Origin of the sequence: Streptomyces sp. NPDC049954, from assembly GCF_040656295.1 — a bacterium.
In the GTDB taxonomy this organism is placed as follows: domain Bacteria; phylum Actinomycetota; class Actinomycetes; order Streptomycetales; family Streptomycetaceae; genus Streptomyces.
Window position 1 is genome coordinate 245,903 of record NZ_JBFALS010000007.1, and the last position, 14,079, is coordinate 259,981.

Below are 14,079 nucleotides of genomic sequence, written 5' to 3' on the forward strand. Positions count from 1 at the left end.
CCCCGCCGCCCCGCCCGCGCCCGGGCCGCCGCGCTCCGCCCTCGGCGCGCGCGGCGGGCCGGCCGCCGCCCCCCCCCCCCCGCCCCGCCCGCTTCATACGTCACCCCGCCGCCGGCACCCGCCGCCCGCCGAGGCGCTACCGGGACCGGCTCACCGGTAGTTCACGAACTGCAGCGCGAAGTCGAAGTCGCGGCCCTTGAGCAGGGCGATGACCTGCTGCAGGTCGTCCCGGCTCTTCGAGGACACGCGCAGTTCGTCGCCCTGGACCTGCGCCTTGACGCCCTTGGGGCCCTCGTCGCGGATGATCTTGGCGACCTTCTTGGCGTTGTCCTGCGAGATGCCCTCCTCGACGGAGGCGAACAGCTTGTACTCCTTGCCGGAGACCTGCGGCTCACCCGCGTCCAGGGACTTCAGGGAGATCCCGCGCTTCACGAGCTTGGACTGGAACACGTCGAGGATCGCCTTCACGCGCTCCTCGGAGTTCGCCTCCATGAGGATCTTCTCGCCGGACCACGCGATCGAGGCGCCGACGCCCTTGAAGTCGTAGCGCTGCGAGATCTCCTTGGCGGCCTGGTTGAGGGCGTTGTCGACCTCCTGCCGCTCGACCTTCGAGACGATGTCGAAACTGGAGTCGGCCATGTGCTGTGGCTCCTTGGATCGGGGTGCGTAGGGGCTGCGACCCCCAACGGGCCGCACCCCCAAAGCCTAGTCACCGCCCCGCCCCCCGGAACCGATCTATCGGGTGGCGGACCACCCCCACCGATCAGGTATTGTTTACGTCGTTGCCAGGGAACACCCGCTCCGGCGGAGTCCCCAGCAGCATCCCAGGCGGTGTGCCCGAGCGGCCAAAGGGAGCAGACTGTAAATCTGCCGGCTCAGCCTTCCCAGGTTCGAATCCTGGCGCCGCCACACGGACGAGAAACCCTCTCCGATCAGCCCGAAAGAGCTGGTCGGAGAGGGTTCTTTCGTTATCGGAGCAGTGGCCGTGCGGCGAGGGCTGTCTCAGCGCGCCTCGCGTGCGTCCCACCCACGGTCGGCCCGTGTCCCCCCGGCGTCCCCCGGGGTGACGGCCGCCCTGGTCGGGCTGGTTCCATCGACGACAGCCCTCTTCCACGCCAGGCTCTTCCCACAAAGCCCGAGGCCGCGTGTCCGTTCGCGACCGGCGGTTGCTCACGTTCGTCGCTGTTGGTGTCAGGCGTTGATGTCAACCAGTCCGGCGCGGGCCTCAGCCGCTGAGGTGGCGGAGAAAGTCTGTGCCGAACTTGTCCACTTCCCTTTTTGGTGCTGGTGTCCTTGACGTCGATGCGATTGATGTATCTGACGCCCGCGTTCCGCAGGAGCCGAGCCGCTCGCGGCTCTTGTCGTCCGAGCCGCGCCCCGTATGGTGCGGCCTATCGATCTCGATCACTCCCACGTAGCCGGTGCGTTTAATGCGCAGTCTCTACCGGGCTTGCGTCACCTTGCTCTCGCCGCCTGGCATGCCTGCGCCGCGGTGGAAGCGCCGGAGAAGGCGGGGGTGGTCGACACCGGGGCCGGGCGCGTCGTCTTCCCCCCGGTGCTGCACGAGACGCTCGCCGGTTGACGATGCCGCTGGTCGCGACGGCGCTGGGCTGGTCGCGATGCCGCTGGACGGCGGTGCCGTTCTCGCCGTTCCGGAGCGGCCCCGCGAACACCTCCCCGCAGCCTTGCGCAGGCAGGGAGCCGCGCCCTTTCCGGTGACTTGTCGGTGGGGCGCGGCACACTGGGGGCATGTCGTCCACGCCACGTCGCAGGTGTCCGCAGTGTCGTCGTGAGATCGCCGTTGTCGCCGGGCGGTACGCGCGGCACGATGCCCCCGGGACGCGGGCCGCCGGGGGGCTTCAGTCCTGTACCGGGTCGCGGCGGCTCGCGCCCCTCGGAGGGGCGCAGGCCACTCTCGACGGGTACGTCGTCCCGGATTTCCCCGGGCAGATGTCGCTGTTCTAGCGGGACGGGACGAGGGTCAGGCGGTGCCCGCGTCTCGTACCGCGACCGCCAACGGGGTGTCGCCGCCGATCAGTTCCAGGGTCAGGCCCACCGTGCCCGGTGCCTGGGCCAGTTCCGCCAGGACCGCCGCGACGTCCTGGCGGGGGACCGAGCCCCGGCCGGTCGACGGCTCCAGGCGCACCTGCCCGGTGCCCTCGTCGTCGGTGAGTGCACCGGGGCGCAGGATCGTCCAGTCCAGGGTCGTGCGCGCGCGTACCGCGTCGTCCGCCGCGCCCTTGGCCCGCAGGTAGATGTCGAAGATGCCGTCCCCCTTGTGGGAGGCGTCGGCGCCCATCGAGGAGACCATCAGGAAGCGTCGTACACCTGCCTGTTCCGCCGCCTCGGCCAGCAGGATCGCCGCGTCGCGGTCCACGGTGTCCTTGCGTTCCGCCGTACTGCCGGGGCCCGCGCCGGCCGCGAAGACCGCCACGTCGGCGCCCTTCAGCAGCTCGGCCACCTCGTCCACCGACGCGGACTCCAGGTCGCAGAGGGCCGGTTCGGCGCCCGCGGCCCGCAAGTCCGCCTCCTGGGCCGGGTTCCGGATCAGGCCCACTGCCTCGTCACCGCGTGCGGCGAGCAGGCGCTCCAGCCGCAGCGCGATCTGTCCATGTCCTCCAGCGATGACCATGCGCATGGTTCCGACCGTACGCTCCGAGACCGGAACGCGCGCGTCGTCCGAAGCGCCTGGGACGGCGGCGGGCGACTGCCGCCCCGGTACGTTCACGGCGCACCCGGCCGAGCCCAGGCGACACGCCGACCGTGACCGTTCCGTTGTTCGCACTCGCGCAACTGTGTGCGGTCTCCGTGAGTCTCCTGTGTACAACGGGAGACAAACGGGAGACATCATCAACACCGTACGACGTACCACTCTGACCGCCGCCACGTGCGCCGCGCTGGCCCTGACGGGGCTCGCCGCCTGCGGCACCGTCAAGAGCCTCAGCGCCGCACAGAAGATCCAGAACGCCAGCGAGAAGCTCGGTGAGCAGCGCTCGCTGAAGGTCGAGTTGGGGCTCGACGCCGACCCGAAGGTGCTGGAGGCCGCAGCGGCCTCGGACTCGCCCGAGGACGCCATGCCGCCCCAGGCCGCGAAGACCCTCGCCCACCTGCGGGTGTCCCTCTCCGTCGAGGCGTCCAAGCCCCTGGCCAAGGCCGAGGAGAAGGACTTCAAGGCCATGGCGATGACGGTCGGCTCCGGCAAGGGGGCGGACCTCGTCGAGGTGCGGATGATCGACAAGACCGTCTACCTCAAGGCCGATGTCGACGCGCTCGGCAAGGCCCTCGGCACCCCCATACCCGGGGCCGGGGCGGGGGCCGGGGAACTGCCCCCCGAGCTGGGCAGCCTCAAGGACCTGTTCGCGGGCCGCTGGGTCAGGACCGACGTCGACTCCGCCGAGGCCGCGGCCGGCGGCAAGGGCAAGGGCGGCAAGGACGGGGAGAACGCGGAGAAGCTCGACAGCAGGACGCAGCGCAAGCTGCAGACCGATCTCAAGGCGATCGTCGCCCGCCGCGTGACCTTCACCGACCAGGGCGAGAAGGACGGCGCCGAGCACATTCTCGCCAAGGCCTCGGCCCGTGACCTGCTGAGCGACGTCTTCGGCGCCCTCAGGAACGTCTCCGACGAACTGCCGCCGCAGCTGAGCAAGGGGCTGCCCACGGAGAAGGACCTCAAGGACGCTCCGAAGCGCAAGATCGGCGTGGACTTCGCGCTCAAGGACGGCGCCCTCTCCGGCATCACCTTCGACGCCACCCAGCTCGCCGAGCCCGGCGACCCGGTCAAGAAGGGCGACAAGTTCGACATCGTCCTCGGCTTCGGCAAGGCCGGGAAGATCACCGCCCCGGCGGGAGCGACCGAACTCCCGAAGGGCGACGACGGTTCCTTCATGGTGAAGCCCGACTCCCTCTTCGGCGGGCCGGGCACGGCGGAGGACGCCTCGGCCGACCTCAGCCCCTTGGACGGTCCGGACGATGACGCCCTCAGCGACGACCCCACGTACCGCAAGGCGTTCGAGCAGGAACTCCGCAAGGAAATGAAGAAGGAGTTCGGCGCGGACTACGACAAGGGCCCGCTCGGCGACGAGATCGAGAAGCAGATCCAGGAGCAGCTGAAGGAGGAGTTCGGGGACGGCGCGACCGGGAAGGGCGCGCTCAAGAGCTGACCGCGAGGGTGGCCGTGCGTGGACGAGTCGGCGCACGGGCTGACTGACCGTCGCGGGCGGATCCTGGCTGTCGTCGGCTGTCGTCGGCTGTCGTCGGCTGCCCGTCGTGGACGCCGTCCGACCGTGGCGGTTTCCCGGGCTGACCGCGACGGTCGTCCGCCGGACCGCACGGTCCAGGTCACGGGCGACCCGTCGCCGGACGTCGTCGTAGTCGTAGTCGTACACGTCGGTCTCACCGGTGGTGTCGGCCGGTACGTGCCCGTGGCACGGGCCGGGGCGCCGGCCGTGTACGGCTCGTGCACACGCTTGTGCGCGCTTGTCGCGAGCCGCACGCCCCGCGCCAGGAGCGGGCCGCGTACGGCCCTGTGCCGGCCCCCGGCCGTCGTCCGCCCCGAGTGTCGTCCGGCCCCGCCCGAAGTCCGCCCGGCCCCGTCCAGGCGGCTCCGCGGGCCCTACCGGCGCTCCTGCCTGCCCTGCCTCGGCAGGTCGAGGGCCGAGACGGAGTCGCAGTACTCCCGTACCGCGCTGGTCCTCGCGACGACGCGGCCTCGGTGGATCACGATCCTGCTGTACGCGAGCGAGAGCGCCCCCGACAGCTGCTCGCCCCGCACGGCGAGCAGCTCGGCGGGGAAGCCCGCCTCCACACGGATCTCGGGCAGTCCGAGCACCGCGCGCGCCGCCTCGCTCACCGCCCCGTACGCGTCCTCCGGGCGCAGCCCCTGCTGCGAGGCGAGGAGGTAGGCGGCCTCCAGCGGGTCGCCGCGGCCCACGGGGTTGGCGATGTCGCGCAGACCGCCGCTGCCGGCCGCGACGGTGACCCCCGCGCCGCGCAGCATCCGCACCGGCGCCGTGCCCGTGCCCCGGCGTTCCACGCCGCCGCAGTCGCCCTGCGGAAGGCAGACGACCGCGACTCCGGCCGCCGCGAGTTGCCGCGCGCAGCGTGCCGCGGCCTCCTGCGGCATGCGCGACAGCCCGCCGCACGGGCTGAGCGCCACCCCGGGGCGCAGCCCGCCGGCCATCGCGGCGAGCCGGGACAGCCGGGCCGGGTCCGCGCTGTCCGTGTGCAGGTCCACGGGGCAGCCGTGTTCCGCCGCCGTCTCCAGGACGATCTCGGTGTAGCCGGTCGGGTCGGGGTCCAGGTCGGGGCAGCCGCCGACCACGCCGGCGCCCATTTTCACGGAGTCGCGCAGCAGTTCTCGTCCGTCGGCCCCCGCCGCGCCGGTGAGCAGCCGCGGTACGGCGACGGCGGTCAGCTCCGCGAGGCCGGTCAGCGCTCGGCGCGCCTGGAGGACCGCCTCCAGGGCCGAGAGCCCCTGCACGTCCCCGACCCGCACGTGGGAGCGCAGGGCGGTGGCGCCGTGACCGAGCTGGAGCAGCGCCGCCTCCGTCGTACGGCGGCGGACCTCGCGCGAGTCGAACGGGACGGGGCCGTCGGCGCGGGCGGCCAGCGCCGTGTCGGCGTGCGCGTGCGGTTCGGCGGGGGCCGGCAGCAGGAGGTAGCCGCTCAGGTCGACGCGCGAGTGGTGGGCGGGAAGGCTGCCCGCCGTGCCGACGGCCTCGATGCGGCCACCGCCCAGCCGAACGTCGACCGTCCTGCCGTCGGTCAGCCGGGCGCCGCACAGCAGGAGGCCGGCCGGGCCGCCCGCGCTGCTGCCGGGGAGCGGGGGTGGCTGCGGATGGCTGTCGGGCATGGCGCTCCTGGTGGCGTTCGGACGGCTGCGGGGCTCGGACCGGTGGGCCGGGGACGGTCCACGACGGAGCACTGGGCCGGACCGCGACGCCACCGCCGCCGTCAAGATCACTGAGAGTGGACAAGAGCCTAGGGCGCGCGCCCGGCGGCTACGAGCAGGAGCGCAATAGTCGTACTGGTGTGGTGTGAAGGCCGCCCCGCCCGGGAGGACGGCCACAGGGGCCCGGGAGGCCCGCGGCGGCGTGGACGGGGGGCCCGCGGCGGGGTGCGACGGGGGTCCCGGCGGGGTGCTTGTCGCGCCCGCCGCGCAGGGGGTGCGGAGGGCGCCGTGGGAAAGCCGCGGTGCAGGTCCGGGGGCGCGCGGGGCCCGGAACGGGGGCTCGTCGTGGGCGCGCTTCCGCAGATGTGGAGAGACCCGGCAAACGGATTTGGGCGAACGGTGGGCGACCGTGTAATGTCTTCATCGCTCGCCCCAATAGCTCAGTCGGCAGAGCGTCTCCATGGTAAGGAGAAGGTCAACGGTTCGATTCCGTTTTGGGGCTCTGATGTGCCAGGCCCCCCGTTCTCGGACGGGGAGCCGAAGCGCATCGCAGCGGTGTAGCTCAGTCGGTAGAGCAAGCGGCTCATAATCGCTGTGTCACCGGTTCAAGTCCGGTCACCGCTACAGACAGTAGCCGATTGCGGGGTCGGTCCTTCGATCGGCTACTCTTCTATGCGTTAATCATTTTCTATCCGTTCGTCAAGGAGCACTCACGTGGCTGCCACCGACGTCCGCCCGAAGATCACGCTGGCCTGCGTGGAGTGCAAGGAGCGGAACTACATCACCAAGAAGAACCGGCGTAATGACCCGGATCGTCTGGAACTCAAGAAGCACTGCCCGCGTTGCAACGCGCACACCGCGCACCGCGAGACGCGATAAATCAGGCTCGTTCACGAGGCCGTTCCCTTCGGGGAGCGGCCTCGTGGCGTTTCCGGTGCCGGGTCGCCCGGGGCGTCGGCCTCCGGGCCCGGTGGGCAGAGGGGAGCGCGCGCCCTCCGGGCCCGGAAGGCGCAGGGGAGCGCGCGGGGGCGGTAAGGGGCGTGCGCGGGATCGCCGGTATGCCGCAGGACGCGATTGCGCGCCGTGAGACGCTAGGGCCTGTCTTCAAACTGGCGCCGCGCGGCAAGCGGCAGTTTGAAGACAGGTCCTAGGGCGCCGCGCTCCGCCCGGCGGTCGTCGCGTACGTCCGCGTGGGCGGTGGCCGTGTGCGTCCGCAGGGCGCCCTCGGGTGCGTCCGGGTGTGTGGTCTTCCGTACGTCCCGTACGCCGGTGGGCATGTTGTCCCACGGGCCGGGCGACCGGTGCGGTGCGCGGTCCGTGTCACTTCGCGGCCGCGTACGACGTACGGGCCGAGTTGGTGTCCGCCGGTGTGCCTGCCGGCTGTATTCGCTGTGAGAACCAGGAGGTGCCGAGGCGCATGGCGCTCGACCAGTCCTTCGTGGGGCGGAGCTACCCGCCCACCGATCCCTATGAGGTCGGCCGGGAGAAGATCCGCGAGTTCGCCCGGGCCGTCGGCGACCCGAATCCCGCGTACACCGACCCGGAGGCCGCCAGGGCCCTCGGGCACGCCGATGTGATCGCGCCCCCGACCTTCGTGTTCGCGATCACCTACCAGGCCGCGGCTCTGGTCGTGCAGGACCCGCAGCTGGGCCTGGACTTCAGCCGGGTGGTGCACGGTGACCAGAAGTTCGCGTACACGCGTCCGGTGCGCGCCGGTGACCGGCTGAGCGTCACCTCGACGATCGACGGCATCAAGTCGCTCGCGGGCAACGACATCATCGACATCCGCGGAGAGGTGCACGACGCCTCCGGGGGCCATGTCGTGACGGCGCTGATGAAGCTCGTGGCCCGTGCGGCGGCCGAAGGGGAGGGCGGAAACTGATGGCGGCGAAGATCTCGTACGAGGACGTCGAAGTCGGCACCGAACTGCCGGCCGCGGAGTTCCCGGTGACCCGCGCGACCCTCGTCCAGTACGCGGGCGCCTCCGGGGACTTCAACCCGATCCACTGGAACGAGCGGTTCGCGAAGGCCGTCGGACTGCCCGACGTCATCGCGCACGGCATGTTCACGATGGCCGAGGCCGTCCGTGTCGTCACCGACTGGGTGGGGGACCCGGGCGCCGTCGTCGAGTACGGAGTCCGGTTCACCAAGCCGGTCGTGGTCCCGGACGACGACAAGGGCGCCGTCATCGAGGTCAGCGCGAAGGTCGGGGCCAAGCTCGACGACCAGCTCGTCCGCGTCGACCTCGTTGCCAAGAGCGCGGAACAGAAGGTCCTCGGCATGTCGCGCGCCGTGGTGCGACTCGGCTGAGCGGTAGCGGCCGGCTGGTGCCTGGTGCCTGGTGCCTGGTGCCTGGTGCCTGGTGCCTGGTGGCCGCCTGCTGGTGGCTGACTGTCTGTGGTCGACTGCCGGTGAGTGGCGGGGGCGGCCGGTGAGTGAAACGGGTCGGGCCTCCCGCATCCGTGGGTGAACCGGTCGGGCCCCCGCATCGATGGGGGCGGGGGCCCGACCGAAGCCGTCGACGGCCGCGCGGGGCCCGAGTCAGGGGCACGGCACGGCGGGGGCGCGGGACGTTGAGGTTTCGCGGGGCGGGGCCTCCGGGGCGTCGACGTCCGGAGCGCGGTGAGCGGTAAGTCGGGGCGCACGCGGCGAGCGGTAAGGGGCGGCGGCAATGGGGGAGTGCCCCTTACTGAGAGTGCCCCCCTGGCCTGAGCCTGCCCACCGCATTTCGCTCGTACGCGGAGAACTTCGTGCGCGGAGAATCAACCTGTGCCCAGGTGCCCAGGTGCCCAGGTGCCCAGGTGCCCAGGTGCCCAGGTGCCCAGGTGCCCAGGTGCCCAGGTGCCCAGGTGCCCAGGTGCCCAGGTGGTCCGGAACTCGGTAGGTCGGTGTTCCGGCGCCCCTGCGTGGTGTGTGGGGTGCTTCGGCAGTAGGGGCAGGGCTGGCCCCCTGGCGGACCCCGGTCGAGGGGCGGCGGTTCGGGTGGGGGTGAGCCGCCCGGGACGCGTCCCTTGCTCTCGTCCCGGACACCGCTCCACCCCTGGGCCCCCCATTCCTCCCCCCGCCCCTCTCCGTCCTGTGGTTTCCTCGCCCCCTTGCGAAGTTAGTGATTGAGTACTAACTTATCTTCATGGTTCGGATGAGTGCGGGAGAGCGGCGCGAGAGCGCGGTGCGGGCGGCTGTGGTCGAGTTTGCCGAGCGTGGGTACGACGGCACCTCGACGGAGTCGATCGCGCGGCGGGTCGGGGTGTCGCAGCCGTATCTCTTCCGGCTGTTCAAGAACAAGAAGGCGCTGTTCCTCGCGGCCGCGCAGCACTGCGTCGGCGAGACGCAGAGGGTGTTCCAGGTCGCCGGGGAGGGGCTGGAGGGTGAGGTCGGTGAGGTCGCCGTCGCTGCGATGGGGCGGGCTTACCAGGAACTGCTCGCCGAGCAGCCCGAGGTCGTGCAGATGTACCTGCAGATCTACGGTGCCGCCGCCGCCGCGAAGGCGTCCGGGGACGAGGAACTGGCCGAGGCGCTGCGGCGCGCGTGGGCCGATTTGTTCGACTGCGTCGTCGAGCTGCACGGCGGGGACGTCGGTGAGGCGACCCAGTTCCTGGCGTACGGGATGCTGGTCAACAATCTCGTCGCCCTCGGGTTCTCCAGGGAGCACCGGGTCTGGAGCGGGGTGTACGAGGAGGCCAGGGCGCCGGAACCAGATGCGGAGGCCGGGCGGCGGACCGCCCGCTGACCGGTTCGCCGGCGGAAAAGTGTGGGGCGGCGGGGCGTATCGGCCCGTCTGTGGCGCACCCGTCTGCCCGCAAAAATTAGTGATTAATAACTAACCCACGTCGGACGTGGAGAACTCCAGGGGGAGACCGTGAAGCACGAGAGCCAGGAGCAGTACCAGCGACACGAGCAATCCGGGACAAGTCAGAAGCACGAGAAGCATGAGAAGCCGGAGAAGCCGGAGAAGCACGAGAGGGGAGGGCTGCGGGGAGGGCGGTCCGCAGGGCCGGGGCCGAGGACGGGTGGAGACGCGCGAAGCACTTCGTCCTCCGGGCAGCGGCGTCCGGTCTTCTGGGCCCTGCTGATCACCAGCATCGCCGGGTTCATGGCCGCGCTGGACAACCTCGTCGTCAGCAATGCGCTGCCGTCCATCCAGGCCGATCTCGGGGGTGGGCTCGGGGACCTGGAGTGGACGGTCAGCGCGTACACCCTGACCTTCGCGGTGCTGATGATGCTCGGCGCGGCGCTCGGGGACCGGTTCGGGCGGCGGCGGCTCTTCCTCGTCGGTGTGGGGGTGTTCACCGCGTCCTCGGCCGCCGCCGCGCTCTCCTCGGGGATCGGCCAGCTCATCGCTGCGCGCGCCGTGCAGGGCGTCGGGGCGGCGATCATGATGCCGTTGACCCTGACACTGCTCAGCGCCGCCGTGCCGGCCGCCCGGCGCGGGATGGCCTTCGGGATCACCGGCGCGGTCAACGGCCTGGCCGTGGCCTGCGGGCCGCTCATCGGCGGGGCGCTCACCGAGCACATCTCGTGGCACTGGATCTTCTGGCTGAACGTTCCGCTGGGCGTCCTGCTGCTCGTCCTCGCGCCGCTGCGGCTGCGGGAGTCCACGGCGCCCGGTACCCGGCTCGACTTCCCCGGCACACTGCTGGCGAGCGCCGGTCTCTTCGGCATCGTCTACGGGCTGATCAGCGGCAACCGGGACGGCTGGACCGACCCGCTGGTGCTGTCCGGACTCGTGGCCGGCGCCGTGCTCCTGGCCGCCTTCGTCCTGTGGGAGCTGCGCACACCCCGGCCGATGCTGCCGATGCGGCTGTTCCGCAGCCGCGCGTTCACCGGGATCAACGCCGCGAGCCTGCTGATGTTCCTCGGGATGTTCGGCTCGATCTTCCTGCTGAGCCAGGCCTTCCAGGTGGTCCAGCACTACTCGCCCACCGAGGCGGGGCTGCGGATGCTGCCCTGGACCGGGATGCCGATGCTCGTCGCTCCCCTCGCCGGATACCTGTCCGACCGGATCGGCGGGCGGAACGTCGTCGTGACCGGGCTCGCGCTCCAGGCGCTCGGACTCGGCTGGTTCGCGGCCGTCATCGACCCGGCCATGAGCTACGGGGACATGCTGCCCGCCCTGATCCTCGGCGGGATCGGCATGGCGCTCTACTTCGCGCCGGCCGCCGCACTCGTCATGGGAAGCGTCCGGCCCGTCGAACAGGGCATCGCCTCCGGCACCAACAACGCCCTGCGGGAACTCGGCGGGGCGCTCGGTATCGCCGTCATCAGCGCCGTGTTCTCCGCGAGCGGCGGATACGGGACGCCGCAGACCTTCGTGGACGGGCTCACCCCCGCCCTCTGGGTCGGGGCGTCCGCCGTGGCCCTCGGTGCCCTGCTCGCTCTCCTCATCCCGCGCCGCTCCGGGATGACGACGGCGGGGACACCGGTGGACAGGAGCACGGTGGAGGGGAGCGCGGTGGAGGGGGCGCGTGAGGCGGCCGGGGCCGACACCGTCCCCGGCTCCCCGGCCCCCGACCACCTCACCCCCGCCGGTCTCTGAGCCCTCGGCCCTCGGTTCTCGGACGGAGAAGCGGCGAGGACTCGGCGAGGGACCGGCGAGAAGTCGGCCAAGGAGCACGAGCGTAAGGGGCGGGCCCCAGGTGGCCTGCCCCTTACGCTTGTCCTGTGCAGGAACTCCATGACGCCCCCCTCGCCCCCCTCACGACCCTCCGGCTCGGCGGGCCCGCCACCCGGCTGGTCACCGCCACGACCGACGCCGAGGTCGTCGAGACGGTCCGGGCCGCCGACGCGGCCGGTGAACCGCTGCTCGTCATCGGCGGGGGCAGCAACCTCGTCATCGGCGACAAGGGCTTCGACGGCACGGCCCTGCGGATCGCCACGCGCGGCCGTCGTATCGAGGGCACGACCCTGGAACTCGCCGCGGGGGAGGTCTGGAGCGAGGCGGTCGCCGCCTCCGTCGAGGCCGGGCTCGCCGGGATCGAGTGCCTGGCAGGCATCCCCGGATCGGCCGGCGCCACGCCGATCCAGAACGTCGGCGCCTACGGCCAGGAGGTCTCCCAGACCGTCACCGAGGTCCTCGCCCTCGACCGCGCCACCGGAGAGACCGTGACCCTCGGCAACGAGGAGTGCGCCTTCTCGTACCGGCACAGCCGCTTCAAGGCCGAACCCGAGCGCTACGTCGTCCTGCGGGTGCGGTTCGCGCTCGCCGACGAGGACGGGCTGTCCGCCCCGATCCGCTACGCCGAGACCGCCCGCGCCCTGGGCGTCGAGGCGGGCGACCGGGTCCCGCTCGCGCAGGCCAGGGACACCGTCCTGAAGCTGCGCGCGGGGAAGGGCATGGTGCTCGACAGCGAGGACCACGACACGTGGTCGGCCGGGTCCTTCTTCACCAACCCGCTGCTCGACGAGGCCCAGTTGGCGCTGTTCCTCGACCGCGCCCGCGCCCACCTCGGCGAGGACGTCGTACCGCCCGCCTACCCGGCCGGCGAGGGACGCACCAAGACCTCCGCCGCCTGGCTCATCGACAAGGCCGGGTTCACGAAGGGATACGGCGCGGGTCCCGCCCGTATCTCGACCAAGCACACCCTGGCGCTCACCAACCGGGGCTCCGCCACCACCGAGGACCTGCTGGACCTCGCCCGGGAGGTCGTCGCCGGGGTCGAGCGGGTCTTCGGCGTGACCCTCGTCAACGAACCCGTCACGGTCGGCGTCAGCCTCTGACCGGAGCGCCGGGTCCGGAAAGCCCGCCGACCCCGGGGAAGACAGCCGGTCCCGGAAGGCCCGCCACTCCCGGGAAGCCGACGGACCGGCGTCGGCCTTCAAGCCTCAGTAGCGCCACGCCGCCGCACACCGGAGCGGCCCACATCAGGAAGCGGTCCACTCCGCGCACCCTCCCCCGTGCGGCGGGATCGAGCGGGGGATGCGGCGAGGGGGCGGCTGACGTGTGGGACCGCGAGGGCTGTTTCATGACCGGCGGGTTTCCCGTCACCGGGGTGGAACGCGTGCCTCCGCACGGAGGCGGGCCCGGCGCGAGAAACCTCGCGCCCGGGCGGCGACAGCACCCCCCGAGAACCGGCCGGACACGCCCGCCCACCTCCTGCGCGACGGCCGCGCCCCTCACCCCGCCAGCCAGTCCTCCACCCCCGCGAGCAGCTTCTCCCGCACGTCCGGCGGGGCCGCCGAACCGCGCACCGACTGGCGTGCCAGCTCGGCCAGTTCGGGGTCGGTGAAGCCGTGGTCGCGGCGGGCGATCTCGTACTGGTCGGCGAGCCGGGCGCCGAACAGCAGCGGGTCGTCCGCGCCCAGCGCCATCGGGACGCCCGCCTCGAACAGCGTGCGCAGGGGGACGTCGGACTGCTTCGGGTAGACGCCGAGGGCGACGTTCGAGGCCGGGCACACCTCGCAGGTCACGCCGGAGTCCGCGAGCCGCCGCAGCAGGTACGGGTCCTCGGCGGCCCGCACCCCGTGGCCCACGCGGGCCGCGTGCAGATCGTCCAGGCAGTCCCGCACCGAGCTGGGCCCCGCCAGTTCCCCGCCGTGCGGAGCGGCCAGCAGACCGCCCTCCCGGGCGATCGCGAAGGCCCGGTCGAAGTCCCTGGCCATCCCGCGCCGTTCGTCGTTGGACAGGCCGAAGCCGATCACCCCCCGGTCCGCGTACCGCACCGCGAGCCGGGCCAGGGTGCGGGCGTCCAGCGGATGCTTCATGCGGTTGGCCGCGACCAGCACCCGCATCCCGAGCCCCGTCTCGCGCGAGGCCGCGTCCACCGCGTCCAGGATGATCTCCATCGCCGGGATCAGACCGCCCAGCAGCGGCGCGTACGAGGTCGGGTCGACCTGGATCTCCAGCCAGCCCGAACCGTCCCGCACGTCCTCCTCTGCGGCCTCCCGCACCAGCCGCTGGATGTCGGCGGGCTCCCGCAGACAGGACCGCGCCGCGTCGTACAGCCGCTGGAAGCGGAACCAGCCCCGCTCGTCCGTGGCCCGCAGCCTCGGCGGCTCCCCGCCGGTCAGCGCGTCCGGCAGCCGCACCCCGTACTTGTCGGCCAGTTCCAGCAGCGTCGTGGAGCGCATCGAACCGGTGAAGTGCAGATGCAGATGGGCCTTCGGCAGTTCACGAAGGTCCCTGGTCCGGTCGCGGGCACCCGCACCTGGCGGGGTCACGTGCATGCTCTCCATTCATAGATCCTGCCGCA

General features: G+C 72.0%; 13 protein-coding genes and 3 tRNA genes. 12 read left to right on the plus strand and 4 right to left on the minus strand.

Annotated elements, in window-relative coordinates; all coding sequences use genetic code 11:
• Positions 1-150: 150 nt before the first annotated feature.
• The gene (locus AB0J21_RS18015; RefSeq protein WP_363146958.1) at positions 151-639 is read right to left on the minus strand and encodes a YajQ family cyclic di-GMP-binding protein; all 489 of its coding nucleotides are present in this window, start codon (positions 637-639) and stop codon (positions 151-153) included.
• Positions 640-827: 188 nt separating this feature from the next.
• Between AB0J21_RS18015 and AB0J21_RS18020 the strand changes: the two genes are divergently transcribed.
• The 3 genes from AB0J21_RS18020 (at position 828) to AB0J21_RS18030 (ending at position 1,965) form a co-directional block, all read left to right on the plus strand.
• Positions 828-909 (plus strand) — tRNA-Tyr (locus AB0J21_RS18020).
• 541 nt (positions 910-1,450) lie between these two features.
• Entirely contained in the window at positions 1,451-1,582 is a 132-nt protein-coding gene (locus tag AB0J21_RS18025) for a hypothetical protein (protein WP_363146959.1), read from the plus strand.
• Positions 1,583-1,749: 167 nt separating this feature from the next.
• Positions 1,750-1,965, plus strand: a complete 216-nt coding sequence (locus tag AB0J21_RS18030; protein WP_363146960.1) for a hypothetical protein — start codon at positions 1,750-1,752, stop codon at positions 1,963-1,965.
• Between the two features lie 16 nt (positions 1,966-1,981).
• Here AB0J21_RS18030 and AB0J21_RS18035 read toward each other — a convergent pair whose 3' ends face one another.
• Positions 1,982-2,638, minus strand: coding sequence for an SDR family oxidoreductase (locus AB0J21_RS18035; protein ID WP_363146961.1), 657 nt, complete (start codon positions 2,636-2,638; stop codon positions 1,982-1,984).
• Positions 2,639-2,819: 181 nt separating this feature from the next.
• Here AB0J21_RS18035 and AB0J21_RS18040 point away from each other — a divergent pair, with 181 nt between their 5' ends.
• The gene (locus AB0J21_RS18040) at positions 2,820-4,160 is read left to right on the plus strand and encodes a hypothetical protein (protein ID WP_363146962.1); all 1,341 of its coding nucleotides are present in this window, start codon (positions 2,820-2,822) and stop codon (positions 4,158-4,160) included.
• Positions 4,161-4,612: 452 nt separating this feature from the next.
• Here the strand turns inward: AB0J21_RS18040 and AB0J21_RS18045 are convergent, their stop codons facing one another.
• On the minus strand, positions 4,613-5,851 hold the full coding sequence (locus AB0J21_RS18045) for an amidohydrolase family protein (RefSeq protein WP_363146963.1): 1,239 nt from the start codon (positions 5,849-5,851) through the stop codon (positions 4,613-4,615).
• Between the two features lie 468 nt (positions 5,852-6,319).
• Between AB0J21_RS18045 and AB0J21_RS18050 the strand changes: the two genes are divergently transcribed.
• From AB0J21_RS18050 to AB0J21_RS18085, 8 genes are all read left to right on the plus strand, one after another.
• Positions 6,320-6,392 (plus strand) — tRNA-Thr (locus tag AB0J21_RS18050).
• Between the two features lie 49 nt (positions 6,393-6,441).
• Positions 6,442-6,514: transfer RNA gene (locus AB0J21_RS18055), tRNA-Met, on the plus strand.
• 90 nt (positions 6,515-6,604) lie between these two features.
• Complete coding sequence (gene rpmG, locus AB0J21_RS18060) at positions 6,605-6,769, plus strand: 50S ribosomal protein L33 (RefSeq protein ID WP_065962933.1); 165 nt, start codon at positions 6,605-6,607, stop codon at positions 6,767-6,769.
• A gap of 538 nt (positions 6,770-7,307) precedes the next feature.
• Entirely contained in the window at positions 7,308-7,772 is a 465-nt protein-coding gene (locus AB0J21_RS18065) for a MaoC family dehydratase N-terminal domain-containing protein (RefSeq protein ID WP_363146964.1), read from the plus strand.
• The gene (locus AB0J21_RS18070) at positions 7,772-8,200 is read left to right on the plus strand and encodes a MaoC family dehydratase (protein ID WP_363146965.1); all 429 of its coding nucleotides are present in this window, start codon (positions 7,772-7,774) and stop codon (positions 8,198-8,200) included. The genes AB0J21_RS18065 and AB0J21_RS18070 overlap by 1 nt, the downstream gene beginning before the upstream one ends.
• Positions 8,201-9,020: 820 nt before the next feature.
• Complete coding sequence (locus AB0J21_RS18075) at positions 9,021-9,620, plus strand: helix-turn-helix domain-containing protein (RefSeq protein WP_363146966.1); 600 nt, start codon at positions 9,021-9,023, stop codon at positions 9,618-9,620.
• A gap of 336 nt (positions 9,621-9,956) precedes the next feature.
• Entirely contained in the window at positions 9,957-11,426 is a 1,470-nt protein-coding gene (locus AB0J21_RS18080) for a DHA2 family efflux MFS transporter permease subunit (RefSeq protein WP_363147228.1), read from the plus strand.
• Positions 11,427-11,551: 125 nt separating this feature from the next.
• Entirely contained in the window at positions 11,552-12,607 is a 1,056-nt protein-coding gene (locus tag AB0J21_RS18085) for a UDP-N-acetylmuramate dehydrogenase (protein ID WP_363146967.1), read from the plus strand.
• Positions 12,608-13,003: 396 nt separating this feature from the next.
• Here AB0J21_RS18085 and AB0J21_RS18090 read toward each other — a convergent pair whose 3' ends face one another.
• Positions 13,004-14,062 (minus strand): adenosine deaminase, encoded by a 1,059-nt coding sequence (locus AB0J21_RS18090; protein WP_363146968.1) that lies wholly within the window; start codon positions 14,060-14,062, stop codon positions 13,004-13,006.
• Between the last annotated feature and the right edge of the window lie 17 nt (positions 14,063-14,079).